We start from the raw sequence: 26,948 nt of genomic DNA, 5'->3' as shown, positions 1-26,948 counted from the left end.
TTAACCATCTGGGCGAAATTTTAGCGCTTAAAGTGACCCCGGGTAATGTGGATGATAGGGAGCCCGTACGCGAATTATCAAAAGATCTCACGGGTTCTCTTTACGGCGACAGAGGATATCTGAGTCAGGAATTGGCGGATGATTTAGCTAAAACGGATATCACCTTTATCACGAAAAAGCGCCGCAATATGAAAGCGCTTGCACTGGCTGAGTGGGATAAGGTTATGCTTAAAAAGCGTTTTATCATTGAAACGATTAATGGACAATTAAAAAATGGCTCTCAATTAGAACATTCTCGTCACCGAAGTATAACCGGTTTTTTGTTAACCATTTTAACGGGATTGATTGCTTACTGCCTTAAAGAGAAAAAGCCATCACTGAAAATTTTCTACTCAGAAGAAGATATTTCAGTAATAGCTTAAGCGGAATTGGGGTTAATTATCTATTCTGAACAAATCACTAATCTTATCGACTGTTACTACCTCTTTCCGTATAGTGTCCGCAATTTTCATACTACTTGCCTGTAAGGTGACTTAATGAATATCAGCTTGATTGCTGCAATGGCGATGGATCGCGTTATTGGTCTGGACAATGCTATGCCGTGGACTGTTCCGGGTGATTTAGCCTGGTTTAAGCGTAATACACTCGGAAAGCCGGTTGTGATGGGAAGAGTAACCTATGAATCGATTGGTCGCCCTTTACCAGGACGCCTGAACATTATCATCAGCCGTCAGCCAGGCAGCGATGATCGTGCAACCTGGGTCAGTTCTCTCGAAGAAGCTCTGGCTGCGGCAGGTGATGTCGAAGAAATCATGGTGATAGGCGGTGGTAAAATTTATGAACAATTTATTCCTCTGGCCAGTCGCATGTATCTGACTCATATTGACGCCGAAGTGATTGGGGATACCCATTTTCCTGATTATGAACCCGATGAGTGGAACTCGGTTTTTACTGAATATCACGATGCCGATGAGCGCAATTCACACAGCTACTGTTTTGAAATTCTGGAAAGACGGCAGTAATTATTTTTCTCTGTCAGGTACGAGAAATGGAGTGTCAGACGACCCTCCATTAAAAATTACGAATCTGAATCATCTGACTGAGTAGCAAATGCAGGCTGACTGAAATATTGTTTATCTTCCCAACGTAAAAGCGTCAGCTCTCCACCCCAGCAACAGCCTGTATCCAAAGCATAAATATCAGCAGGCGTTCCTCTTCCTTCCAGTGCTGCCCAGTGACCAAATGCAATGGAATAATCTTCAGGAATTTTTCGCGGGAGTTCAAACCACGGTTTTAGTGGCGCGGGCGCATTTTCGGGCTTGGATTTGCAAATCATATCCAGCTGACCATTCGGAAAACAGTAACGCATTCGTGTCAGTACGTTGGTGCTATAACGCAGTCGTGACAGCCCGCTTAATTTTGGTGACCAGCTATTGGGCATATCACCATACATGGCATTGAGAAACAGGGGATAACTGTCACTGCGTAGGATTGCTTCCACTTCGTCGGCACATATTCTGGCTGTTTCCAGATCCCATTGTGGAGTCAATCCTGCATGAGCCATGACCAGTTTCAGTTCATCATCGATCTGTAATACCGGTTGTTTTCTCAGCCAATTAATCAGCTCATCGACATCAGGAGCAGTAAGCAACTGATCCAACTGGTCTTTAGGTTTATTACGGCTGATTTTGTTATACACAGCCAGTAAATGCAGGTCATGATTGCCCAGAACCAGCCTGACGGCGGACCCCAGTTGCTTAACATAGCGCAGAACCGCCAGAGAATCAGGGCCACGAGCGACTAAATCACCTGTCAGCCACAATGTATCTTTGTCGGGATCAAAATCAACCTGTTGTAAGAGTGCAACCAGTTCGCGGTAGCAGCCGTGAATATCGCCGATAAGGTATGTAGCCATAGTTAATTTATCAGTGTTGGGATAGCCAGTCGGAATACCGGAATAGCAACCCGGAATGGATTGCCAAGATGATCAATCATCTCATAATGGCCTTCCATTGTTCCCAAAGGTGTTTCCAGAACAGCCCCGCTACTGTAGCGATATTCCGTTCCGGGCGGGATCACTGGCTGCTCTCCCACCACGCCTTCGCCATGAACTTCTGTCTGATGGCCGTTACTGTTGGTTATACGCCAGTAACGGCTGATGAGTTGCACGGGGGAATGCCCAAGATTACGAATTAATATTGTGTAAGAAAACACAAAACGTAGCCGGTCCGGTTCTGACTGGCTTTCTACGTAAGCGCTTTGAACTTGAATATGAACTCTTGGTTCGTTGAGCATAAATGCCTCCTTTTACTGCAACGTATGTCCGTTATCAGACAGTTTCAGATTGAGACGATAACCAGTTTGCCATTTTACAGTATTGCTCGACTGAAATATTTTCAGCACGTGTGCCCGGATCAACACCCAAATCAGAGAGTTGTTCAGGAGAAAATAGGTCACTTAGGCTATTGCGGATAGTTTTGCGACGTTGATTAAATGCTTGTGTCGTGATCCTTGCCAGCATGCGGATATCCTGCACAGGATGAGGTATCGACTTATAAGGCATGGCCTTATGAGGAATTAATCGCACGATAGCTGAATCGACTTTCGGTGCCGGGGTAAACGCGGTCGGCGGTACTTCCAGTACTGGCATAACATGGCAATAATATTGCGCCATTACACTCAAACGCCCGTAGGTTTTACTGCCCGGCCCGGCTACAAGACGGTTGACGACTTCTTTCTGCAACATAAAGTTCATATCCGCGACAGCATCGGTGAAGCTGAACAGGTGAAACATTAATGGTGTAGAGATGTTATACGGCAGATTACCGAATACACGCAGAGGTTGCCCCAGTTCTTTGGCGATCTCACCAAAATCAACGGTCATGGCATCCTGCTGAATAATAGTCAGCTTATCTTTCAGTTTCGGGTGGACCTGCAAGCGAGAGGCCAAATCACGGTCAAGTTCGACGACCGTCATTTTATCCAGACGCGCTGCAACGGGTTCGGTCAGTGCAGCCAGACCCGGCCCGATTTCCACCATAGCCTGCCCAGGCTGTGGGTTCATAGCATCAACAATGCTATCAATGACATACTGGTCGGTTAAGAAATTTTGCCCGAAGCGTTTACGGGCATGGTGCCCTTGGTGGACTTTATTATTCATTACTGTTTTGTATCATTTTAATTGCGAGATTCAATGCGGTGATAAAACTTCCCACATCAGCTTGACCTGTCCCTGCCAGCTCCAGTGCGGTGCCATGATCGACAGAGGTTCGGATGAATGGCAGCCCCAGAGTGATATTCACCGCTCTGCCAAAACCCTGGTATTTTAGCACGGGCAGCCCTTGATCGTGATACATAGAAAGCACTGCATCGGCATGATCCAGATATTTTGGCTGAAATAGCGTATCAGCCGCTAATGGTCCTTCCAGCCAGATGCCTTCAGCTCTGAGGCTTTCCAGTGCCGGAATAATCACATCTATCTCTTCACGCCCCATATGGCCGTTCTCACCTGCATGAGGGTTAAGACCACAAACATAGATATGAGGGCGAGGGATGCCAAATTTGGTTTTCAGGTCATGATTAAGAATAGTGACCACTTCCCGCAGAGAATCAAAAGTTATCGCTTTAGGAACATCCAGAATCGGTAAATGGGTTGTTGCCAGAGCGACCCGTAATTCTTCTGTTGCCAGCATCATCACGACGCGTGAACACTGGCTATGGTCAGCAAAAAACTCAGTATGGCCGGTGAAGGCGATCCCGGCATCATTGATAACCCCTTTATGTACAGGGCCTGTTACCAGTGCCGAAAACTCACCTCTTAAACAACCATCGCAGGCTTTAGCCAGAGTTTCTGTTACATAAGTACCATTCTCCCGGTTTAATTCACCCGCGACAGCCGGAGTATGGAGAGAAACGGGGAGAATGCTCAGTGTTCCGGCGGCCTGTGAGTCAGATAAATGCTCCGGAGAGTAAGGCTGCAATTGCAAGGGCAGGTTCAGTTGCCGAGCACGGGAGAGCATGAGTTCAGGATCAGCACAGACAACTAATTGGACGGGCCACTCAGATTGGGCGAGGGCAATGACTAAATCCGGGCCAACCCCGGCCGGTTCGCCGGGGGTGATAATGATGGGTTTATTTTGCATCGTTGCCATCTAAAATTTTCACATAAGCAGAGGCGCGTAATTCCTGCATCCAGGTTTGCGCTTCTTCATTAAATTTACGGGTAAACAGCAGCTTGTAAGCACGATCTTTTTGTGCTGCATCGGTTTTGTCGACTTTGCGGGTATCAAGCAACTGGATCAGATGCCATCCGAAAGCGGAGTGAATAGGCTGGCTGATTTCGCCTTTTTTCAGTTTAACCAGAGCATCACGGAAAGCAGGATCATAAGCACTTGGCACATTCCAGCCCAGTTCACCGCCACGCATGGCAGAACCCGGATCTTCAGAATACTCTTTTGCTGCTTGCTCGAATGTCGTTTTACCACTTAAAATTTCTTCCCGGAGCTGTCTTAATTTGTCGCGGGCCTGCTCATCAGTCATCACTGGTGATGCTTTTAGCAGAATATGGCGGGCATTGACTTCGGTGACTGCAACAGGCGCATTACCGCCACGGATATCATTTACTTTCAGGATATGGAAGCCGACACCGGAACGGATTGGGCCGATAACCTGCCCTTTCTGAGCCGACTGAAGCTGTTCAGCAAATAATGATGGCAGTTCCTGTAACCGGTTCCAGCCCATGTTGCCGCCTTTTAAGGCTTGTGTATCGCTGGAATAAGCAATTGCCAGTTTCCCAAAATCCCCGCCTTTTTTAAGATCAGACAAGATCTTGTTTACCGTAACTTCTGCTTTCTCGACCTGAGCGTGGGTTGGATTCTCAGGCAGAGGGATCAAAATCTGACTAACGTTCAGTTCAGTATTCTGATCATTATGGCTACTGAGTTGATTAACTAAAGAATCAACTTCTTGGGGCAGAATAGAAATGCGACGACGGACTTCGTTGTTACGCACTTCAGCAATCAGCATTTCTTTGCGGATTTGATTACGATAGGTATCGAAACTCATACCCTCCGCAGCCAGACTTTGCTTCATCTGAGCAAGGCTCATATGGTTCTGTGCCGCAATGTTTTCAATGGTTGAATCCACATCCGCATCAGGAATAGTAAGCTGCATCTGCTTTGCCATTTGCAAGATGATATCATCCATAATCAGACGCTCAAGAATTTGGTGGCGCAATGTCTTTTCATCCGGAATCTGCTGACCAGACAGTCTTGCGTTATTCTTAACGGACTCTAAGAGATTGTTGACGTCACTTTCCAGTACAACATCATTATTAACAATGGCAGCGACCTTATTGATTTCCTGTGGTGCTGCTATGGCAGTGTTCATTGCAAACATCAACCCGAGAATGAGCGTTCTCCAGTTCTTCATATGTTTCCCATCATATCAATCCCGCCTTACAGCGGGGTTATTGTGTTTACATTTTGTTTATTGGTATCAGAAGGCACGCTGGTAAGGCAAAATACTTTGCTGAAGCATCTTCTGGCTACCCAAACTATGATTGTTACTTAAGCCACGGAGTTCAATATTGAGTGACCATTTATTATCATATTCACTCTGGTTGTCCTTCCAGCTGACTATCTTACGCTCGTAACCGACATTCACAGCCCAGCAACAGGTACTATACTGCATACCGAGCATCTTACTGGCGGGTTGTTTCTCTTTGGCATCGTAGTAATATGCGCCGACGACCGCCCAGCGATCAGTCAACGGCCAGCTTCCTATCACACCTACCTGAGAAATACCCTGCTGATATGCAGGAGCGTTTCTGAGGGTAGCCCGAATATAGTCACGATTAACAAAGCGATAATTCAGCTGTATCAGGCGGTCAGCATCACGGCGGTATTCCACGACTGAATTCCCCATTGAAACCTGGCTCAGACGGGTATCATACTGCACCCCACCTTTAAAGCCCCAGGATGAGTTGATGTTCCATTCAACATCACTGGCCCAGGTTGTAGAACCCGTTCTTCTGTTATTACTGGCATCAATCGGACTCTGTGTCTGCCCAGAAGAACCCACATCCTTAACACGTGGTGCCTCAAAGTAATAAATTTGACCTATAGAGAAACTAAAACGTTCAACTAAATCTTCATCATAGATACGGGTGGTGATACCACTCGTGAACTGGTTGGCTGATGAAATGCGATCCAAACCACTGTAGAACCGATCACGGAACAAGCCAGTATAATTGGCGTGCAGCAGGGAGGAATCGTAGTCGTAAATATTATTCTGATTCCTATAAGGAACATAAAGATACTGGACCCGAGGTTCCAGTGTCTGCGTAAAACCGGGCTTAAAGTACATAGCACGTTCAAATACCATTTGTGCATCTGATTTAAACTGTGGCAAAACGCGATTAACTGATTTCTCCAAATCAGAGGTTTTTTGCGCAGCAGGAATATCTTGTTGGTAGTGGGTTGCCATCAACTTAACTTCATTGTTGAGACTTGCCCAGCCATTGGAGAGTGGCAGGTTGATGGAAGGCTCTACATGCCAGCGAGTTGCATTCGGCTGCTCCTTACCAACGCTGGTAAATTTGGCAAATTGCGCATAGGTGCGGAAATCAAATGGCCCCAGATCATTTTTATAGTAATTCAGATCTAGCTGAGGGGTAGCACGGTATGCTTTTCTGGTATCGCTGGCGGTAAAGATCTGGAATTGTTTGGTGGTTAACGTTGCATTCCAGTTCTGTTGCGCATAGCCGATACTGAATTTTTGAGTGGCGTAACCATCAGTACTGGTTCCGTACTGAGAGCTGTAATCTGTAAAATAGTGCGGATCACTGACTTTGGTATAATCAGCACTGAAGCGCCAGACCTGATTCATCACTCCACCGTGGTTCAGATAGAATAACCAGCGGCTGTTGCTATCCCGTTCAGGCCTGAGATTAAAATCTTTATCTTCTGCATACAGGCGGTCTTTCTTGATCCAATCGAATGCCACGGTGCCTGAGCCAGCTTTCGTTAAGTAACGGAACTCGTTATCGAGCTTCAGACCGCGTTTGCTGATCAAATGTGGTGTGATGGTCGCATCGTAGTTGGCAGCAATATTCCAGTAATAAGGCAGAATGAACTGGATACCATCTTTATTGGAAAAACTGGCATTAGGGATCAAAAAACCAGAGCGGCGTCTATCGCCAATCGGTAGTTGCAGGTAGGGAGTATAAAACACGGGAACATTTGCGACCCTGAAACGGGCGTTCCAAATCTCAGCCACTTCTTCCTGACGATCCAGAATGACTTCTGAACCGATAACGCTCCAGCTATCGTTACCCGGCAGACAGGAAGTAAACACGCCATTATCTAAAATGGTATAGCGGTTCTCACCGCGCAGCATCATTTTATCTGCGCTACCGCGTCCCTGGCGACCTACCATCTGGTACTTCCCTTGTTCCACATCGGTATCTTTTGTGGTTAAGTTAGCCCAGGCGCGTGGCCCTTTCAGAATTATCTGGGGATCATCATATCTGACATTCCCGGCTGCATGGATAGTCCGCACCGGGTCTTTAGCTTCAGTCTGCTCGAATCTGACTCTGTCGGCAGTCAGTGTTTTATTTCCTTGTTGGATATCGACATTACCGACAAACTCTACAGCAGTAGGGTATTCACCATGGGTGTCATCAGACTGAATTTTAATCGGCAGTGTGTTGGGATCCCCGGTAATAATGGGTTTGTCGTAGACAGGGACACCCAGCATACATTGTGCTGCAAGGTCAGCGTGTGCCTGCTGACTGTAAAGTGCTGCCCATACCATCGTGGCCAGCAAAGTGGGATAACATTTATTCATAGATGCTTATGCGGTTCCATCATGAGTGGCATCATGCCGACAAACGCTGAGAGACTAACGCACTTGATAGATATGCGCCAGAGTAAAGTTAAATTTCACTAATCATGCTGTTAGGCACAGAGCTTAATGGATAGTATGATAATGATGAATAGTATGATAATGCAAAATTTCACTCAGGGCATTGAGGAATTAGAGAGTATATGCAGTATTGGGGAAAATTATTAGGGTTAATATTTGGTATTGCATCTGGTGCCGGGTTCTGGGGCATTGTTGTGGGTGTTCTGCTGGGCCATATCCTTGATAAAGTCAGGATACGGAATCAGGGAACCCCTGCTAAAAACCCATCGCGGCAGGCACTGTTTTTCCGCAGTACCTTTCAGGTATTGGGCCATTTGACCAAGTCAAAAGGACGGGTCACTGAAACGGATATCCAACTGGCCAGCCAGCTTATGGATCGAATGCGCCTGCATGGTGACGCCCGCCTTGCTGCACAGCAGGCATTTCGCGAGGGTAAACGCCCTGAGTTTCCATTACGTGAGACATTAAAACAGCTTCGTCGGGCCTGTTTCGGGCGCTTTGATCTGATCAGAATGTTTCTCGAAATTCAGCTTCAGGCTGCATTTGCTGATGGTGAACTTCATCCCAATGAAAGAAAAGTGCTGTTTGTGATTGCTGAAGAACTGGGAATTTCCCGTATGCAGTTCGAGCAGTTTCTGGCGATGATGGAAGGCGGTCGTCATTTTGGCGGGCAATATCAGCAGAATGGTCATTATCAGGGAGCCGCCCAACAGCGTGCGACGCTGGAAGATGCCTGTAAGGTGCTGGGGGTCAGCCAGAGTGATGATGCCACAACCATTAAGCGGGCTTATCGGAAGCTGATGAGTGAGCACCATCCCGATAAGCTGGTGGCAAAAGGTTTACCACCAGAAATGATGGAGCTTGCCAAACAAAAGGCACAGTCCATTCAGGCCGCTTATGATCTGATCAAGAAAGAGAAAGGCTTTAAATAGCCGTTGTCATAAAGAAGTTAACGGCAATTAAAAGTCGGCGATACATTCAAAATGCATCGGAGAACCATAAGCCGGATGAGTGATAGACAGCTCCTGTGCGTGTAATTGCAGGCGAGGAGCTAACTCTTTTGCCTGTTGATGCGCATAGAACCGATCACCCAGAATGGGATAGCCAAGTGCCAGCATATGTACACGAAGCTGATGGGAACGACCGGTGATAGGCGCGAGCCTGACGCGGGTTGCCTGTGCTTCATATTCAAGTACCTGATATTCGGTCTGTGCCGATTTTCCCGTCTCAAAGCAGACTTTTTGTTTCGGGCGATTCGGCCAGTCGCAGATTAACGGTAAATCAACCAGCCCTTCTTCCGGTTCTAATTTCCCCCAGACACGTGCGATATAGACTTTTTTCGGTTCACGCTCACGAAATTGTCGCTTGAGCTCACGTTCGGCCGCTTTGGTCAGTGCGACCACCATGATGCCACTGGTCGCCATATCCAGCCGATGAACAGATTCGGCAGAGGGAAATTCGGCCTGTACCCGGGTCATGATACTGTCTTTATGTTCCTCAGCTTTTCCCGGAACAGAAAGCAATCCGCTGGGTTTATTGACAACCATAATGTGCTCATCCTGATAAAGCACATGTAACCAGGGGTCAGTCGGGGGATTATAAAACTCCAGCATAGTCGCTCCAATGGGTTTGGAAAATTGGGTTGGAAAAAATAACGGGGCGCATTCTAACAGCATATCGATGGGATAAAACAGAGGGGCACCTCGTTATGGATGCCCCTTATGACAGAATAACTATTCTTTATTGGTGAGAGACAACGACCAGACGAATTGCATCCAGACGCCAGTTTGCCTGATCCAGATTCAGCAACAGATGCTTATGCTCGGATTCAATGGCTTCCAGTTCATCATCACGGATATTCGGGTTGACCGCTTTCAGGGCTTCCAGACGTGACAACTCAGCGGACAGGACTTCATCAGCTTCTTTTTTCGCTTTCTCAATTAATTCGCGCGCCTGTTGTTCAACCAGAGGTTCAGATTGCTGCAAAACAGCATGAACTTCTTTTTGAACCGCGTTAACCAGCTTGCTGGCATTATGGCGGTTGATGGCATTCAACTGACGGTTAAAACTTTCAAACTCCACCTGAGGTGCCAGATTAGTACCTTTCAGATCCATCAATAAGCGCAACGGTGTCGGAGGCAGGAAGCGGGTTAATTGCAGGTGTTTCGGTGCCTGAGCCTCAACAACATAAACTAACTCAACTAACAGCGTGCCAACCGGCAGTGCTTTGTTTTTCAGAATAGAAACTGCACAGCTTCCGGTATCACCTGACAGGACAAGATCCAGACCATTACGGATAATCGGATGCTCCCAGCTCAGGAACTGAGTATCCTCGCGGGATAAGGCTTTTTCACGATCGAATGTAACAGAACAGCCATCCTGTGGCAGACCGGGGAAGTCAGGCACCAGCATGTGTTCAGACGGGTTGAGAATAATAATGTTATCGTTGCGATCTTCCTGATTGATACCAATGATATCGAACAGGTTCAGGGCAAAATTCACCAAATCAGTATTATTATCCTGCCCGGCAATGGTTTCAGCCAGAATCTGCCCTTGCTCACCACCGTTAGAATTCATCTCCAGCAGACGGTCACGACCTTGCTCCAGCTGTTGTTTGAGCTGTTCGTGATGCGTGCGGCACTCGGAGATAAACTCGCAGAAGCCCGTTTGTTCGTTAGGCTTGGCAAGGAAATTCAGCAGCGTTTCATAGTACTTATCATAAATCGGGCGACCTGTCGGGCAGGTATGTTCGAATGCATCCAGACCTTCGTGATACCAGCGCAGCAGGACAGATTGTGCGGTACTTTCCAGATAAGGCACGCTGATCGTGATATTGCGGTTCTGACCGATACGATCCAGACGACCGATACGCTGTTCCAGCAAATCAGGATTGAAAGGCAGATCGAACATAACGAGCTGATTAGCGAACTGGAAGTTACGTCCTTCGGAACCAATTTCAGAGCACAGAAGCACCTGCGCGCCTTCTTCTTCGGAAGCGAAATAAGCCGCTGCACGGTCACGCTCCAGCAGGGAAAGCCCTTCATGGAATACCGCGCTGCGGATCCCTTCGCGTTCACGCAGAACCTGCTCCAGTTGCAGGGCAGTCTCTGCTTTGGCACAGATCACCAGTACTTTTTCATCGCGGTTCGCCAGCAGGAAGCCAAGCAGCCATTCAACACGGGGGTCAAAGTTCCACCATGTTGCATTTTCGCCTTCAAACTCCTGATAAATCCGCTCAGGGTAGAGCATATCTTTTGCACGCGCTTCCACCGTTTTTTTCGCGCCCATAATTTCAGACACTTTGATAGCAGTCTGATACTGGGATGGCAGTGGCAGCTTAATTTCATGCAGTTCGCGGTGAGGGAAACCTTTTACACCACCACGGGTATTACGGAACAGCAACCGGCTGGTGCCGTGGCGATCCATCAGCATCGCAACTAATTCACGGCGGGCGTTTTCACTCTCTTCTTCCTTATTGCTATTCGCCGCTTTCAGCAGAGGTTCAATATCCTGTTCGCTGATCAGCTCAACAATCAGGTTTTGCTGATCATTGCTCAGCGTTTCACCAGACAGCAGTAACGTTACTGCATCAGCAACCGGGCGGTATTTCTGCTGTTCGTCAATGAAAGCCTGATAATCGTGGAAACGATTTGGATCAAGGAGACGCAGACGGGCAAAGTGGCTTTCCTGTCCTAACTGTTCTGGTGTCGCTGTCAGCAGCAGAACAGACGGAATTTGTTCTGCCAGTTGCTCGATAACCTGATATTCGCGGCTTGGCGCTTTTTCACTCCATTCCAGATGGTGTGCTTCATCCACGACCATCAAATCCCAGCCCGCTTCCAGCAAATGCTCAAAACGCTGTTTATTACGGCGAACAAAATCCAGCGAACAGATAACTAACTGTTCCGTTTCAAATGGATTATCGCTGTCATGCTGGGCTTCGGAATAACGGCCATCATCAAACAGAGAAAAGCGCAGGTTAAAGCGGCGCAGCATTTCCACCAGCCACTGATGCTGGAGACTGTCTGGCACAATAACCAGCACACGTTCGGCACGACCCGCCATCAGTTGTTGATGGATAATCATACCAGCTTCAATGGTCTTACCCAGACCAACTTCATCCGCCAGTAATACGCGCGGTGCATGGCGCTTACCGACTTCATTAGCGATATGTAACTGGTGGGGGATCAAACTGGCACGAATGCCACGTAAGCCACTTTCTGCCAGACGAAATTGTTCACTTTGATGCTTACGAGCGCGGAAACGCAGGGCAAAGCGATCCATGCGATCAATCTGGCCGGCAAACAAGCGATCCTGTGGCTTATTGAATGTCAGCTTACTATCCAGAAATACTTCCCGCAGGATGACATTTTCTTCTTCAGTATCTAAACGAGTACCGATGTAGTTCAGCAGGCCATTCTCTTGTTGAACTTCATCGACCTTGAGTTTCCAGCCTTCGTGACTGGTCACGGTATCGCCCGCATTAAACATAACTCGGGTGATCGGGGAATCATTGCGTGAGTAGAGGCGGTTTTCTCCGCTGGCTGGAAAAAGCAATGTCACCATGCGCGTGTCAAGCGCCACGACTGTACCTAATCCAAGTTCGCTTTCTGTATCGCTTATCCAGCGTTGACCAAGAGTAAATGGCATAAATTTTGGCTCAGTTTTCTGTTAGATAATGTTATTTATGGTTGCAGGGTGGCTGCTTTTGTTGGATATCGATCATCATTGGTTATCGATAGGGTTCGTCTTTATGACTAGTTTTCATGACTAGTTCTGTGACACTTTTCGGGAGTAATTTCCCTTTAAAGGGGCGTTATGTTAATTGAAGCTGAGCAAGTCGTCACCTGCAAAAACATCAATTAATCGAAAGTAAGGTTCATTTGCCCTGTCAGCAGGGTGGTAAAATCATCCTGAAGAAACGGCAGAATGGCATCTGCAATCGGCATAATCTGCTTACTGATATAGTGTTCATAGTCCGGTGGAGAGGTGAGATTTTCCAGCGGCTCAGGCCCGGATTGCGTGATAATGTAACTAATCCAGCCACCGCTCTGATACTGTAACGGGCGGTTTTTCTGCTTGTTGTACTCATCCGCCAGACGAGCAGCCCTGACATGGGGAGGAACATTACGCTGATAATCAGTGAGATTACGCCGCAGCCGTTTTCGGTAAACCAGACGTTTATCAAACTCACCGGCGAGCGTACTGGCGATATAATTACGTATATAATCCTGATAAGACTTCTTATAAAAAATAAGGGAATACAGCTCCTGCTGAAATACCTGCGCCAGCGGAGTCCAGTCACTTCTTACCGTTTCCAGCCCCTTAAATACCAATTTATCGCCGCTCAACCCGGCATAACGCTTTTTACTCCCTTCTTCTGCTCCCCTTACGGTCGGCATCAGAAAACGGCGATAGTGGGTTTCAAATTCCAGCTCCAGTGTGCTCTCAAGGTTGAGCTCAGTGCTGAGATGGTCTTTCCACCATTGGTTGACGAACTGTGCCAGCGAATGACCAATCTGGCTGGCTTCTTTTTCGGAGTGAGGTTTTTTCAGGCAGACAAACGTGGAATCAGTATCACCATAAATTACCTTATAACCTTCTGATTCAATTAATTTTCGTGTCTGATGCATAATCTTGTGGCCGCGTATGGTAATTGATGAGGTTAGGCGCGGATCAAAAAAATGGCAACCGGAAGCGCCGAGTACGCCATAAAAGGCATTCATGATAATTTTCAGCGCCTGAGCAAGCGGAGCATTGTTTTGCTGCTTTGCTTTATCTCGCTCATGCCAGATATGAGTGACAATATCTGGCAGGCAGTGCTGGGTGCGGGAAAAAAATGCTTCCCGGAAACCGGGAACAGAATGTTCTTTATCGGGCTGGGCAAGACCTTCCACCATTCCGACCGGATCAATAAGAAAAGTACGTATAATAGAAGGGTAGAGGCTCTTATAATCCAATACCAGCACGGAATCATACAGACCGGGGGATGAATCCATCACAAAACCACCGGGGCTGTGGTCGGTGAAACTCGTTGGCTGAACAGGAGCCACATATCCGATTCGGTGCATACGAGGCAGATAAAGATGAGTGAATGCAGCCACTGAGCCTCCGGCACGATCCACTGCTAACCCTGTGACTGTCGCTCGTTCCAGCAAAAATGCCATGAGATTGGTTTTCTCAAAAATCCGGTTGACCAGAATACAGTCCTGCAAATTGTAATGAGCGAGGGCGGGTTTATCTTCCTGAAAGCGGCGATTAATTTCATCCATTCGATCATAAGGGCTATCAATCGCTTTCCCTTCCCCGAATAACTCCTGAGCAACATATTCAAGGCTGAACGAAGGAAAATTCCATGTTGCAGTTTTCAGCGCATCAATACCATCAATGATCAGGCGACCTGCCGCAGAAGCGAAAAAATGCCCGGGTTTAAAACCATGTTCGCGCCATTCCAGTACCCCTTTCCCACGACCAAACCGCAGAGGAATGTTATAGCGTTCAGCATGTTTCTGGAGCACTCTTAAATCAAATTGAATCAGGCTCCAGCCGATAATTGCATCGGGATCGTAAACTTCCAGCCACTTATTGAGCTTCTCCAGCATTTGTGGACGGCTGGCAACATATTCCAGCCTGAAATCCAGTCCCTGCTGTTCACCATTCTCCGATCCCAGCATAAATACCGTTTTCTCTCCGCAGCCTGCCAAGCCGATAGAATACAGCTCACCATGCTGACTGGTTTCGATATCCAAAGAAACCCATTTCAGGCTGGGTCGGTAGTCAGGATTGGGTTTCATTTGATAACTCCCGTCGGCCTTTTGGTTAAACCAGACGGGAGCAGTAATAAAACGTTCCATCATAAAGCGATCCGGCGGGCGGATATCGGTTTCGTAAAGGGGAATATCCTGTTCCTTTAACACTTTTTCCAGATGCTGTAGATGGCGATACTGTGAACAATACAATGCGGAAACAGGCTGGCGGTTAAAATCTTTCAGAGGGAGTTTTTTCAGCTCATAATGGCGTTCCTGAGCCAGCAGTTTCTCAGCTTCAGGCAAATCACATTGGGGTATAAAGGCGACAGCTTTCTGATGAGGAATAGTAATGCGTCGGCTACCTTTATCCGTGGCTAACCAATACACCAACTCAATACCGGATGGCGTATCTTTCCAGTGACGGGACAGGATGAAGCCTTGTTCAGCGTGATTTATCTGCATACTATTTTAGCTTGAAGGTAAAGCTTATTTCTTTTGATTGGTAATGGGATTTAAGTATAGCATTACATGGTTATTTATACAGTTGTTTTTCATTGAACGAATGAGGGATTGATGATGAAGAGTAAGTTAAACAAGAAACAAATTGAATTACTTGCCAGTTTTGATAAAGACAGGTTACTTGAAATCATCCATACGTTGGTTGAAAACAATGAGCAGGCTTGTTCTGTATTAGTGGGAGGATATTTAATGGAACCGAAAGATCTTCTGAAACTAATTGAAAAAGGCTATAAACAGCGTACCAAGAGCAAGCGATTTTTTGATTATTATGAAACTGATGGCTTTTTTGACGAATTGCATAACTATCTAAAGGAACTTTTGGGTAAAGCTATCCAGTCTGAACCGGAAGAGTCTGAATTACTGTTGATAAAAATGCTACAGGATTTCGAGCGCATTTGTGAAAACAAAGATACATCCAGTGGTGGTTGGCAGGATTTTTATTATTATCTGATTGATTCGTGGATTAAGGCGCTATCCCTGCAAAAAGAGCAGAGTAGTGTGGTAATTGCCAGGAAAATTTTCAAACTTTTCCAGAGTGATACTTTCTTTTCTATTTCATTATTTAATGAATATAAATCTGTGCTTGGTCTGGAAACGATCCGCCAGTTAAGAGATATATTCTATCAAAACAGAAAAAATATTAATGCACTGGAATTAAGTTATCTCATTAAAGATGTCCATTTCTTTCAGGCATATTTTGTTGAAAATAAAGTATTTGAACGATCAGAGCACTACCTGAATTATGCTCAACTCCTGATTGACGATGTCCGGGCTGATGAAGCGATTACCGTTTTAGAGGAATTCATAAAAACGGATACAAGAAATATGTATAACGCTAAGGAACGGGCAGTTGAGTTATTGATTAAGGCTTATACTGAAGAAGGAAAAAAAGAAGAAGCCAAGAAACTCTGTATTAAAGCATTTCAGGGTTATTGTGATCATAAATTCTACCAGTTATATGAAAATATTATCGAAAATAATGAAAAGGCAGATGGACTCAAATTATTTTTGGACATCGCCAGTCAGAGTAAACCCCATAACTATTTGCTTTTCCTGATGGCTATTGAAAAATTCGATATTATTGATAATTATGTTCTGGGTTTAACGGCGAGCGAAATGAAACTCACTCTTACACTTCTTACTGCCAGTAAATTCAGAGAACTATCAAACTCATTGAATCAGTACCATTTTCCTCGATCAGCAACGTTTCTGCGGCGTACACTGGTTGAAAATGTCCTTGAAGGAGCAAAAAGCCAGTATTATAAATATGCGGTTTCGGATCTGAAAAAGAGTCTGGAATTCGGGATGGATATAAAAGATTCAGATGGTATTGCTGCTAGCCAAGTCTATTTAGCTGCACTCTATGAAAAACATAAAAAGAAAAGCTCATTCTGGCCACAGGTCGTAGAGAAAATTACTGGCATTTCTGTGAAAAAAGACGGGATTCAGTATGAAGGCTGATAATACTCGGTAGAACGTAGGGAATAATCCGATAGAAAGTTGCCTCTTGCATATGACTGGCGAAATAAAAGATATGCAGGAGGCATTAATTCACAACTTATCTAATCCCCAATATCTCTGCCTCAGGCACTTCACCCTTTACCAGTTTCTCTGTAGCACCATCATAATAAACCTTACCATCCACAATCAGCAGAGAACGCGGGGCGATTTTAGCGGCATCATCAAGATTATGGGACACCATCAGTAAAGTCAGTTTCCGATCTCTGCATACCTGATCCAGTAATTCCAGCATTTCATTACGTAAGGCAGGATCAAGAGCTGAAAAAGGCTCATCCAGCAATAAAATGGGTTGCTGACGCACTAAACAGCGCGCCAGTGCTGCACGTTGGCGTTGCCCACCGGAAAGCTGCGCAGACAGGCGGTTCAGATATTCCGTCAGTGATACCTGCGATGCAATTTGTTGCAGTGTTTGCTGCTGTTGAACACTTAATTTAAGGCCGGGGTGTAAACCCAGACCGATATTTTGCTCAATGGTTAAATGGGAAAATAGATTATTTTCCTGAAACAGCATGGATACTGGGCGATTGGAAGGGGATGTATTGGTATGATTGTCCCCATTCAGCCGGATATCACCGCGTTCTGCGAACTGAAATCCTGCGATTAAACTTAATAATGTACTTTTACCCGCCCCACTCGGGCCGAGGATAGCAATGCGCTCGCCCGCCTCAATACTGACGTTGAAATGCATGGAAATTTGTTCATAGGTATAAGTCACATTTTCAAGTTTAATCATGGCGTCGGCCCGGTAAGCGTTCAAGCACGCTGAACAAAATAAAACAGAGGAACAAAAGCAGGAAAGCAGTTACTGCGCCATCCTGACTGCGGTATGCCCCGATTTGCTGATAGAGATAGAAAGGCAGGGTACGGAAATTTTCGTCACCAAATAACGCCACAATGCCAAAATCCCCGATTGACAGCACACTGGCAAAAGCCAGTGCCTGTGCCAGCGGGATTTTCAGGGCTTTAAGTTCAATCCAGCGCAGGCGATTGAACCCCTTAATATTCAGCGAGTGGCACAGCGGATTGTAGCGTACTGCCAGATCGCGCATTGGGTTATCCAGTACTTTTAACGCATAAGGAATTGCTATTAAGGCATTGGTCAGGATAACCAGCCCGTAAGGAGAATCGGGTAACCCGATGGTATTATTCAGTAAAATGAAAAAGCCAGTTGCAAGCACAATACCCGGCATCGCCAGAATCAGTAAACCACTGCTTTCCAGAGCCTGTCCCCAGCGCGATAAATGACGCAGGTATAATTCGCGGCTACTCCATAACAGCATCATCGTCAGGAAAATACACAATAACCCCGCTCCCAGTGCGATAACAATGGAAGTTGTGAACGCCTGCCATAATTCAGGTTTACTGAGAACATCTAACACTGCGCTGTTCAGCCCATCCATGATGACCGCCAGTAATGGCGGGAGCAAAAGCAGTAATGCGGTAGTGATAAGCAATCCGTCACATAACTTTTTCAGCCAGGAATCCTGCGGGTTACGCCATTGTTGCTGATGCCCATAACCTACCGAAAGTATGCCTTTGAGTTTTTGGCTCAGTAACACCAGACCAAGACAGCAAAAGAGCTGGATAAGTGCGAGCAGGGCGGCCTGACCCAGATCGTAGTCATACTTGATGGCCTGATAAATAGAGAGCTCAATCGTAGTTGCAGAAGGGCCGCCGCCTAATGTCAGTACGGTGGCAAAGCTGGCGAAGCACAGCATGAAAATCAGTGCGCCTGTTGGCAAAATCTGGCGGCGCAGGTAAGGCCATTCGACAAAACGAAAATGTTGCCACTCATTCATACCAAGCTGAGCTGCAAGCTGCCGTTGTTCTATTGCAATATTTTCCAGTGACTGGAGTAATAAGCGCGTAGCCATCGGCATATTGAAGAAAATATGTGCCAGTAAAATACCCTGAAGACCGTAAGGCGTGAAATGGTATTCAATTCCTATCCACTGGCAAAGACTGGACAGCCAGCCAACACGTCCGTAAACAGTCAGTATGCCAAACAGAGCGACTAAAACCGGCAGAACCAGCGTCATGGCACACAGGCGTAGGAAAAGCGTTCTGCCCGGAAAGAGGCGACGATAGAGCGCTCTGGCCAGAAATATGGCGGGTATCACCGAGAATAAGGCGGATAAAAATGCTTGCCAGAAAGTAAAACGAATCACATGCCATAAATAACTGTCATTCAGAAAGACCTGCCAGTGACTTTCAGGCGCATAAAACCACAGAGCGCCAAAAGCGGAAAGCGCAATGAGGAGCAACAGGCCGGAGGCAATCACCCCCGGCAATAACCAACCCGCGATTAACGGCTTACAGCACTTTGCCATGTACGGATCCATTGTGTACGGTGTTTTGCTACTTCATCTGCGTTGAATTGCAGTGATTTCTCTGGCACAGGCAGTTGTTTGAACACTTCTGGCAGAGGAATATCAGTAACAGGATACATCCACTGCGTGGTCGGAAGAACTTGCTGGAATGCTGGGGAGAGCATGAATTGCATGAATTTCTGAGCCAGTTCAGGCTGCTTGCTTGAAGCCAGCTGTGCAGCAACTTCAACCTGTAAATAGTGCCCCTCATCGAATATGGCTGCGGCGTAATTATCCTTTTTCTCAGATATGATGTGATAGCCCGGTGAGGTGGTATAACTGAGCACCATATCGCCTTCTCCTTTCAGGAATAACCCGTAAGCCTCACTCCAGCCTTTAGTTACCGTCAGCGTTTTTTTGGCAATGTTCTGCCACTCTTGTGCGGCCTTATCACCATAGAGTTCCTGTATCCAGAGTAAAAAACCTAAGCCGGGGGTACTGGTGCGCGGGTCCTGATAAATAATCTTCCAGTTCTGCTGGCTGTTAATGAGTTCAGCCATGCTTTTTGGGGGGTTAGGCAGGGTGTTTTTATTGTAAATAAAAGCAAAATAACCGTAATCGTAGGGAATAAAAGTACTGTTATTCCATGTGAAAGGCAGTTTTAATTTTGTGGTATCAATACTGACAGGGGTGAATAACCCTGTCTGTTGGGCAGACTGAATCAGGTTATTATCTAAACCCAGCACGATATCAGCCTGAGTTTTTTTACCTTCCATTCTTATACGGTTCAGTAAAGAAACACCATCTTCCAGCGCAACGAGTTTTAATTCACAGTCACACTCGGATTCAAAAGCTTTTTTAATAGCCGGGCCTGCTCCCCACTCGGAGGCAAACGAATCATAAGTATAAACAGTCAGCGTAGGCTTAGCCTGTGCAGCCTGAGCAAAGGCACATGCTGAAACCGATAATACACTGATTGCGATAAACCGGGAAAATAAACGCTTAAACACTTTGCTCTCCTGTCGTTATTAATAGTAATTGTTAATAGTGGTTATTAATAATCGTTATTAGCACTCATAATTAAATAAGTGACCAGCAGATTGGTAAAGGATTTGAGAAAGTGTCTGATAAAATGACTGCTATATATCAATGACTGTTATATATCAATGAATAGTGGCTCAAATCCCTACGCCGGTACCAACCGGATCAGGTTCTACGGGTTTGCTCTCAGCGATGTTGTCCGACAACACTCGCACCCCGTTGAGATGACCGTATTGTAGAGGCTAAAGCAGTGACTGCAAAGCCTCATTAATATATCTGTCATCTTTCTGACTATTTTTTCTGATTTATTGGCTGTGCTCACATTCCTGCTATCGTTTTATAAATAGGTGGGGATCCGCGTTCCAAAGGGGTGTTTCCTGACCGCCGGGATGCAATTCTAAATCCATTGGGTATAGAGGTTTACCGCTTGAGGGGAGTGTGAAACAATTAGCTATCTTTTCAAATTCGTTTTATCGAGAGGTAGTCTGGTGATCGATGATGATGGCTACCGCCCGAATGTAGGAATTGTAATTTGTAATCGTCAGGGGCAGGTTCTGTGGGCCCGCCGTTATGGACAGCATTCATGGCAGTTCCCCCAGGGAGGTATCAATCCGGGAGAATCGCCAGAGCAAGCGATGTATCGTGAGTTGTTCGAAGAAGTTGGTTTAAGTCGCAAAGATGTACGGGTTTTAGCCTCCACCCGTAGCTGGTTGCGTTACAAATTACCCAAACGTTTGGTGCGTTGGGATACAAAGCCCGTTTGTATAGGGCAAAAGCAACGCTGGTTTTTATTGCAGCTGCTTTGCAGTGAAAAAGAGATTAATGTGCAGCGCAGTAGTACACCAGAATTTGATGGTTGGCGGTGGGTGAGTTATTGGTACCCTGTCAGGCAGGTTGTTTCCTTTAAACGGGATGTGTATCGCCGTGTGATGAAAGAGTTTTCCTCCATCGTGATGCCAGTACAGGAATCAGCGCCACAACCCTACTCAGCCTATTATCGTCGTAGAAGAAGTTAGGTAATTGTTATGCTCATGCGCTTACGGGAAATTGTTGAAAAGGTTGCGATGGCAACGAATTTATCGGAAGCGCTTGAGCTGTTAGTTAATGAAACCTGCTTAGCAATGAACACGGATGTTTGTTCTATTTATCTGGCCGATCATCAGCGCCAGCGTTATTACCTGATGGCAACCCGGGGGTTGAAGAAGCCGGGAAAGCGCACAGTCAGCCTCTCCTTTGACGAAGGTGTTGTGGGTGAAGTCGGGCGCTTGTCAGAGTTAATCAACCTTGCTGATGTACGTGATCACCCCAGCTTCAAATATATTCCTCAGGTAAAAGAAGAAAATCTCCGGGCCTTTTTAGGTGTTCCGATCATCTACCGCCGCCAATTGCAGGGGATTCTGGTCGTTCAGCAAAATGAGCGGCGATCGTTTGATGAAAGTGAAGAGTCCTTTATGGTGACTCTCGCCATGCAATTGGCTGCGATCCTTGCTCAGGCCCAGGTTCGTGGATTATCAAGCCAGTATTGTCAGACCCACATCAAAGCACTGGCAGTCTCTCAGGGTATCGCTATGGCTCAGGGCTGGCAGGATTGCTCCCAGCCATCACTTGAACAGGTCTCTGAAGCGTTAACACTCGATTATCAGGCAGAACGTTCCCGCCTGACCCGTGCGCTTGAGCAGGCAACAGCAGAATGCCGCCGGATAAGTAAACGCTTTACCGCCAGCTCGCAGAAAGAAAGTGCTGCTATTTTTGACCTCTACTCCCACTTACTGAATGATCCGAAACTTAAACAGGATCTGTTTCACTCGGTTGATAATGGTTTTATTGCAGAGTGGGCGGTAAAAAGTGTTGTGGAGAAATATGCGGAACAATTTGCCAATCTTCAGGATGCCTATATGCGGGAAAGGGCTTCTGATCTACGGGCGCTCGGGCAGCGGTTGCTCTTTCATCTGGACGATGATTTTACCGGCAATAGCCAGTGGCCAGAGCGTTTTATTCTGGTGGCAGATGAACTCAGCGCTAACTTACTGGCTGAAATCCCGCAGGATAAGCTGGTGGGTGTTATTGTGCGTGATGGGGCAACTCATTCACATTCCGCAATCTTAGTCAGGGCGATGGGAATACCGGCGATTATGGGCGCTGATATTCATCCTGAATTGCTGCATAACCGAATGTTAATTCTGGATGGTTATCGGGGAGAATTTTTCATTGATCCGGAGCCACTGGTTGTTCAGGAATATCGCCAGATCATCGAAGAAGAGCAGGTTCTCAGTAAACTGGCCGAAGGCGGGCAGCAACAAAAAGCCCGGCTTAAAAGTGGAGAGAGGGTACGGGTTCAACTTAATGCAGGGCTGAGCCTGAAATATGAGCAACAAATAGGCGATAGTATTGATGGGGTCGGGTTGTACCGTACTGAGATCCCTTTTATGCTGCACAGCGGTTTTCCATCAGAAGATGAACAGAGAAATCGCTATCAGGAAATGCTGACACTTTTCCCTGACAAATCAGTTGTGTTGAGAACACTGGATATTGGCGCTGACAAACATCTTCCGTATATGCCTATTAATGAAGAAAATCCTTGCCTTGGCTGGCGGGGAATTCGCATAACACTGGATCAGCCAGAAATATTTCTGATCCAGCTTAGGGCGATGTTGAAAGCGAATATATCGACCGGAAATCTGAAAATATTGTTGCCGATGGTAAGCTGTATTGAAGAGATTGATGAAGCCAAAAAACTGATCAACAGGGCAAAGACAGAAGTTGAACAATCCGCTGGCATAACTATTGCAATGCCACAAATTGGCGTCATGGTAGAAGTGCCCTCTCTGATCCTGCTGTTACCACAATTGAAGAAACGAGTTGATTTTATCTCTATTGGCACCAACGACTTAACCCAGTATTTACTTGCGGTGGATCGCAATAATACCCATGTTGCTTCTTTGTATGACAATCTTCATCCGGCAATGATTAAGGCCTTAAAACAGATTGTTGATGAAAGCCAGCGCATTGATTTACCCGTGAGTGTTTGTGGTGAAATGGCGGGTTTGCCGATGGGAGTGCTGATATTAGTCGGCCTTGGTTATCGTTGCCTGAGCATGAGCGGCCGGAGTATTCCGCGAATTAAATACCTATTACATCATTTAGATTCCGCAGAACTGAGTTATTTTATTCAGGAAATCCTGAAGGCAGAAACCACCCAACAGGTGAAAGAAATCTGTTCTGCTTTTATGGAAACCCACGGCCTTGGTGGGCTGGTGCGTGGAGGCATTTAGCCGCCCATGCTATTATTTACCATTGTTATTTAAGGTGATCGGTTATTTACGGTGATCTGTTATTTACAATGATCTGCCTTAGGGCATTCACACAACATTATTTTTAGTGGGGAACGATGAGCACTAGCTATCTGGCATTTCCTAATATTGATCCGGTCATATTCTCAATCGGGCCGGTATCACTTCACTGGTACGGTTTTATGTATTTGGTTGGTTTTGTTTTTGCCATGTGGCTGGCAAATCGTCGGGCAGCAAAACCAAATAGTGGCTGGGAGAAGAACGAAGTAGAAAACCTGCTGTATGCGGGGTTTGTCGGGGTATTCCTCGGCGGGCGCCTCGGGTATGTTCTGTTCTATAACCTCCCGGTGTTTATGGAAAACCCTCTGTATCTGTTTAAGGTCTGGGATGGCGGGATGTCTTTCCACGGCGGGCTGATCGGTGTTATTTGTGCAATGTGGTGGTTCTCTCGCAGGACTAAGCGCCACTTCCTGCAAACCGCCGATTTTGTTGCTCCACTGGTTCCTTTTGGCTTAGGGATGGGGCGCATTGGTAACTTTATCAATGGCGAACTGTGGGGGCGTGTTACGCTTGATACACCGTGGGCAATGTTGTTCCCCGGCTCTCAAAGTGAAGACATCGCACTGGCAACTAAAGACCCTTCTTTATGGCCTATTCTGGAAAAATATGGTGTCCTGCCCCGTCACCCCTCACAACTGTATGAAATGGTACTGGAAGGCATCGTACTGTTTATCATCCTTAATTTATTTATCCGTAAGTCACGCCCAATGGGAAGCGTCTCAGGATTATTCCTGATCGGTTACGGTGCATTCCGCATCATCGTTGAGTTTTTCCGCCAGCCTGATGCGCAGCTCGGATTATTTGATGGGATCAGCATGGGTCAGATCCTTTCGATCCCAATGATTTTAGTCGGGATATTGATGATGATATGGGCCTATAAACGCCCCAGCAACAATAACACCGGCAACAATACGCGAAAAAATACGCAGAAAGACAAGGTACAAGAGGCAAAATGAAACAGTATCTGGATTTAATGAAAAAAGTGCTGGAAGAAGGCACAGCAAAAGATGACCGCACAGGCACAGGAACACTTTCGATCTTTGGTCATCAGATGCGTTTCAATTTGCAGGAGGGCTTTCCGCTGGTGACAACCAAGCGCTGCCATCTTCGTTCCATCATTCATGAACTGTTATGGTTTCTGAATGGTGATACTAATATCAAATACCTGCATGAAAATGGCGTCAGTATCTGGGACGAATGGGCTGATGAAAACGGTGATTTAGGGCCGGTTTATGGTAAGCAATGGCGGTCATGGGGAGCACCGGATGGCCGCCAGATTGATCAGCTGACCAACGTTATTGAACAGCTGAAAAGTGACCCGGACTCGCGTCGGATCATCGTTTCTGCCTGGAATGTCGGAGAACTGGATAAAATGGCACTGGCACCATGTCATGCTTTCTTCCAGTTCTATGTGGCAGATGGCAAACTGTCCTGCCAGCTTTACCAGCGTTCCTGTGATGTTTTCCTGGGGCTACCATTCAACATCGCCAGCTACGCATTATTGGTGCATATGATGGCTCAGCAGTGTGATCTGGAAGTGGGTGATTTTGTTTGGACGGGTGGTGATACTCACCTTTATAACAACCACATGGAACAGACGAAACTCCAACTGAGCCGAGAACCGCGCGCATTGCCGAAACTGGTTATCAAGCGTAAGCCAGCATCGTTGTTCGATTATCGATTCGAAGACTTTGAAATCGAAGGCTACGACCCGCATCCGGGTATTAAAGCACCGGTTGCAATCTAATTCTGACTTAATTCAGTCAGTAAAAATAATTACCTATTTTTTCCGTCCCCGTTTTGGGGATGGAAATATTCTTTTTCTATTTAGATATCATTGGATAAGTAAACCAGTAAAGAAAAAAACAATTTAATAAATTATTATTTCTGGAAAACCTGAATACCCTTCACAGAAGAAATAAATTAACGAGAAAGTGACAAAGATATACCGAATGGATTTCAAGATGCATCACAGCCAATAAAGAGTGAGAGTTTTTGAAATGAAAAGTAAATCTATTGAAAAAAAAGTGGAAAGTTTTTCAGAGGATATATTTCACGCCTGCTCAATGAAAGTACCGTCAAGTAGTGAGAAAATACGATTGCAACACGGAGAGTATGGCGGAAGTTGTGTTTTTTTCAATCCGAATGGTACCGGTACCCGTTTTGGTTTAACTGACGGGATAAATGGCACAATGTATCTGGCGAGTGATCCCCTGACGGCAATGAAAGAAATATTTCAGGGGAAGCTGGGAATTCGGGAATCTGATCTGGAAAATTTCTATATCGGTATTGTTGTCATCGAAAAGGATTTGAAGCTTCTTGATACAACAAAATTAATAAAGAAAACCTCGTTGACACTCAACGATATGACCACATCATCACGGAAAACAACCCAATTACTGGCTAAAAAAGTCCATGTAGCCGGGCTGAATGGTATAAAATTTCCTTCGAATGTGACGACTGAAGAATGTTTTGCTCTATGGCATGATGTTCCCGATGGAACCGGGATTGCAGTCACTAAAGCACATTCTATACAGCGTCTTAGTGAATTTGAATATCAGGGGGAAGCTGTGGCAGATATTCTGGTAGAACAATTAGGAATTCCGGTAGAAGAAGGCTGATATTGAAATTTATAGAATATACAGACAGGCAGGGGAAAATTATCCCCTTTTCCTGATTATGCAGCATCCTGAGAGCCGTATAAGTGAACAAGATGATACAATTCCTGCATAACAGCATCAGATGCACCCTCTTGTAACAACTGAGCAACGCTAAATTCTTTTCCTTCTGGAAATACGCCATTCAATGCGGTATTACGTTTTTCCATAAAGAATGAATATTGCAGACGATCACTAAACCCTCTCTCTTTCAGTAAAGGCAGTAATTGACTAATTCCTTTTAATACACCTTTATTAGAAATCTTGCTGTTATCAGTAAACTGAAATACTGGAAAATAAAATTCCCCATCAATATTTAGTGCTAACAGTTTTCCTGCATCTTTCCAATTTTTAACGGTCACTTTCGATACACCTAATTGCTTGGCAGTTTCTGCGGATGAAAGCACCCCGCCATCTTTTTTCAGAGTTTCCATGAAAATGAGTTTGCTTTTTAAGCGGCGTAATAGCGTTTTCTTTTCAGGAGTAATTTCTTCTATTGCCATCGCCTTAGTTGTGCTGGCCAGAACTTCAAACATGAATTCAACATCACTCTTTCCCAATATACGTTTATCGATATGGGCCTGACCTGAGGTAAATGCTTTTCTTATGATGTCAGAAACAGTTGCAATGCGGTCTATCACTACATCAGTGTCGTTGTAATCACGAGCTGGGACATAAGTGCTCATTTGATACTCCTTATGTAAGTTGCATCTTGAAATATGCAGACGGTAAGCTATTTTATTAACGATTTTATATTTAGCATAGTATATTAAATCATTAATATGGGCAAATTTTAATCAGTTCTGCCATTGATGAAACTGTTCGGAAATGGGTTTACTCACATCCCAGATGTACGATGATTCCAAAATCTCTTGG

Annotated in this window: 22 protein-coding genes and 1 riboswitch; of the genes, 9 read left to right on the top strand and 13 right to left on the bottom strand. The window is 45.8% G+C overall.

Annotation, left to right across the window (positions count from 1 at the left end):
- Both AACX38_RS12155 and folA read left to right on the top strand, forming a co-directional pair.
- Nucleotides 1-422: IS982 family transposase (locus AACX38_RS12155; RefSeq protein WP_228863015.1), on the top strand; the 422-nt coding region annotated here is incomplete at its 5' end.
- A 114-nt stretch (nucleotides 423-536) separates the two neighbouring features.
- Nucleotides 537-1,022 (top strand): type 3 dihydrofolate reductase, encoded by a 486-nt coding sequence (gene folA / locus AACX38_RS12150; RefSeq protein ID WP_228863014.1) that lies wholly within the window; start codon nucleotides 537-539, stop codon nucleotides 1,020-1,022.
- 56 nt (nucleotides 1,023-1,078) lie between these two features.
- Here the strand turns inward: folA and apaH are convergent, their stop codons facing one another.
- The 6 genes from apaH to lptD all read right to left on the bottom strand — a co-directional run bounded on the left by apaH (nucleotide 1,079) and on the right by lptD (nucleotide 7,848).
- Nucleotides 1,079-1,915, bottom strand: a complete 837-nt coding sequence (gene apaH, locus AACX38_RS12145; RefSeq protein ID WP_228863013.1) for a bis(5'-nucleosyl)-tetraphosphatase (symmetrical) ApaH — start codon at nucleotides 1,913-1,915, stop codon at nucleotides 1,079-1,081.
- Between the two features lie 2 nt (nucleotides 1,916-1,917).
- A complete protein-coding gene (gene apaG / locus AACX38_RS12140; RefSeq protein WP_099120156.1) occupies nucleotides 1,918-2,295 on the bottom strand; it encodes a Co2+/Mg2+ efflux protein ApaG in 378 nt (125 codons plus the stop codon).
- 34 nt (nucleotides 2,296-2,329) lie between these two features.
- On the bottom strand, nucleotides 2,330-3,160 hold the full coding sequence (gene rsmA, locus AACX38_RS12135; RefSeq protein WP_228863012.1) for a 16S rRNA (adenine(1518)-N(6)/adenine(1519)-N(6))-dimethyltransferase RsmA: 831 nt from the start codon (nucleotides 3,158-3,160) through the stop codon (nucleotides 2,330-2,332).
- Complete coding sequence (pdxA, locus tag AACX38_RS12130; protein ID WP_099120154.1) at nucleotides 3,153-4,151, bottom strand: 4-hydroxythreonine-4-phosphate dehydrogenase PdxA; 999 nt, start codon at nucleotides 4,149-4,151, stop codon at nucleotides 3,153-3,155. The genes rsmA and pdxA overlap by 8 nt, the downstream gene beginning before the upstream one ends.
- Nucleotides 4,132-5,430, bottom strand: a complete 1,299-nt coding sequence (gene surA / locus AACX38_RS12125) for a peptidylprolyl isomerase SurA (RefSeq protein WP_228863011.1) — start codon at nucleotides 5,428-5,430, stop codon at nucleotides 4,132-4,134. The genes pdxA and surA overlap by 20 nt, the downstream gene beginning before the upstream one ends.
- 66 nt (nucleotides 5,431-5,496) lie before the next feature.
- A complete protein-coding gene (lptD, locus tag AACX38_RS12120) occupies nucleotides 5,497-7,848 on the bottom strand; it encodes an LPS assembly protein LptD (protein ID WP_099120152.1) in 2,352 nt (783 codons plus the stop codon).
- A gap of 200 nt (nucleotides 7,849-8,048) precedes the next feature.
- Here lptD and djlA point away from each other — a divergent pair, with 200 nt between their 5' ends.
- Nucleotides 8,049-8,858 carry a co-chaperone DjlA gene (gene djlA, locus AACX38_RS12115; RefSeq protein ID WP_228857725.1) on the top strand — a complete coding sequence of 270 codons (810 nt, stop codon included), beginning with the start codon at nucleotides 8,049-8,051 and terminating at the stop codon, nucleotides 8,856-8,858.
- A gap of 27 nt (nucleotides 8,859-8,885) precedes the next feature.
- Here the strand turns inward: djlA and rluA are convergent, their stop codons facing one another.
- The 3 genes from rluA to AACX38_RS12100 all read right to left on the bottom strand — a co-directional run bounded on the left by rluA (nucleotide 8,886) and on the right by AACX38_RS12100 (nucleotide 15,137).
- On the bottom strand, nucleotides 8,886-9,539 hold the full coding sequence (gene rluA / locus AACX38_RS12110; RefSeq protein ID WP_099120151.1) for a bifunctional tRNA pseudouridine(32) synthase/23S rRNA pseudouridine(746) synthase RluA: 654 nt from the start codon (nucleotides 9,537-9,539) through the stop codon (nucleotides 8,886-8,888).
- Between the two features lie 127 nt (nucleotides 9,540-9,666).
- A complete protein-coding gene (rapA, locus tag AACX38_RS12105; RefSeq protein ID WP_228863010.1) occupies nucleotides 9,667-12,576 on the bottom strand; it encodes an RNA polymerase-associated protein RapA in 2,910 nt (969 codons plus the stop codon).
- A 212-nt stretch (nucleotides 12,577-12,788) separates the two neighbouring features.
- Nucleotides 12,789-15,137: a DNA polymerase II gene (locus tag AACX38_RS12100; protein ID WP_228863009.1), complete on the bottom strand. Its 2,349-nt coding sequence runs from the start codon at nucleotides 15,135-15,137 to the stop codon at nucleotides 12,789-12,791.
- A 111-nt stretch (nucleotides 15,138-15,248) separates the two neighbouring features.
- On the opposite strand from AACX38_RS12100, the gene AACX38_RS12095 reads away from it, so the two are divergent.
- Nucleotides 15,249-16,655, top strand: a complete 1,407-nt coding sequence (locus AACX38_RS12095; RefSeq protein WP_339385680.1) for a DUF6880 family protein — start codon at nucleotides 15,249-15,251, stop codon at nucleotides 16,653-16,655.
- Between the two features lie 97 nt (nucleotides 16,656-16,752).
- Here the strand turns inward: AACX38_RS12095 and thiQ are convergent, their stop codons facing one another.
- The 3 genes from thiQ to thiB are packed head-to-tail and all read right to left on the bottom strand — an operon-like array spanning nucleotide 16,753 to nucleotide 20,034.
- Complete coding sequence (gene thiQ / locus AACX38_RS12090; RefSeq protein WP_228863007.1) at nucleotides 16,753-17,448, bottom strand: thiamine ABC transporter ATP-binding protein ThiQ; 696 nt, start codon at nucleotides 17,446-17,448, stop codon at nucleotides 16,753-16,755.
- Nucleotides 17,441-19,045 (bottom strand): thiamine/thiamine pyrophosphate ABC transporter permease ThiP, encoded by a 1,605-nt coding sequence (thiP, locus tag AACX38_RS12085; RefSeq protein WP_228863006.1) that lies wholly within the window; start codon nucleotides 19,043-19,045, stop codon nucleotides 17,441-17,443. Before thiP ends, thiQ begins: the two co-directional genes overlap by 8 nt.
- Nucleotides 19,021-20,034 carry a thiamine ABC transporter substrate binding subunit gene (gene thiB, locus AACX38_RS12080; RefSeq protein ID WP_228863005.1) on the bottom strand — a complete coding sequence of 338 codons (1,014 nt, stop codon included), beginning with the start codon at nucleotides 20,032-20,034 and terminating at the stop codon, nucleotides 19,021-19,023. Before thiB ends, thiP begins: the two co-directional genes overlap by 25 nt.
- 155 nt (nucleotides 20,035-20,189) lie before the next feature.
- Nucleotides 20,190-20,294: riboswitch (TPP riboswitch) on the bottom strand.
- A 259-nt stretch (nucleotides 20,295-20,553) separates the two neighbouring features.
- Here thiB and rppH point away from each other — a divergent pair.
- The 5 genes from rppH to AACX38_RS12055 all read left to right on the top strand — a co-directional run bounded on the left by rppH (nucleotide 20,554) and on the right by AACX38_RS12055 (nucleotide 26,036).
- A complete protein-coding gene (gene rppH / locus AACX38_RS12075) occupies nucleotides 20,554-21,081 on the top strand; it encodes an RNA pyrophosphohydrolase (RefSeq protein WP_099108954.1) in 528 nt (175 codons plus the stop codon).
- Between the two features lie 9 nt (nucleotides 21,082-21,090).
- On the top strand, nucleotides 21,091-23,337 hold the full coding sequence (gene ptsP, locus AACX38_RS12070) for a phosphoenolpyruvate--protein phosphotransferase (RefSeq protein ID WP_228863004.1): 2,247 nt from the start codon (nucleotides 21,091-21,093) through the stop codon (nucleotides 23,335-23,337).
- 116 nt (nucleotides 23,338-23,453) lie between these two features.
- Nucleotides 23,454-24,371 (top strand): prolipoprotein diacylglyceryl transferase, encoded by a 918-nt coding sequence (gene lgt / locus AACX38_RS12065; RefSeq protein WP_228863003.1) that lies wholly within the window; start codon nucleotides 23,454-23,456, stop codon nucleotides 24,369-24,371.
- Nucleotides 24,368-25,162, top strand: a complete 795-nt coding sequence (thyA, locus tag AACX38_RS12060) for a thymidylate synthase (RefSeq protein ID WP_099120142.1) — start codon at nucleotides 24,368-24,370, stop codon at nucleotides 25,160-25,162. The genes lgt and thyA overlap by 4 nt, the downstream gene beginning before the upstream one ends.
- Nucleotides 25,163-25,415: 253 nt before the next feature.
- The gene (locus AACX38_RS12055) at nucleotides 25,416-26,036 is read left to right on the top strand and encodes an RES family NAD+ phosphorylase (protein ID WP_228863002.1); all 621 of its coding nucleotides are present in this window, start codon (nucleotides 25,416-25,418) and stop codon (nucleotides 26,034-26,036) included.
- A 56-nt stretch (nucleotides 26,037-26,092) separates the two neighbouring features.
- Here AACX38_RS12055 and AACX38_RS12050 read toward each other — a convergent pair whose 3' ends face one another.
- Nucleotides 26,093-26,758, bottom strand: a complete 666-nt coding sequence (locus AACX38_RS12050; protein WP_228863001.1) for a helix-turn-helix domain-containing protein — start codon at nucleotides 26,756-26,758, stop codon at nucleotides 26,093-26,095.
- Nucleotides 26,759-26,948 lie beyond the last annotated feature (190 nt).

This window comes from Xenorhabdus sp. PB30.3 (assembly GCF_963895965.1).
Classification (GTDB): domain Bacteria; phylum Pseudomonadota; class Gammaproteobacteria; order Enterobacterales; family Enterobacteriaceae; genus Xenorhabdus; species Xenorhabdus stockiae.
This window is presented reverse-complemented; position numbering and strand designations above follow the sequence as displayed.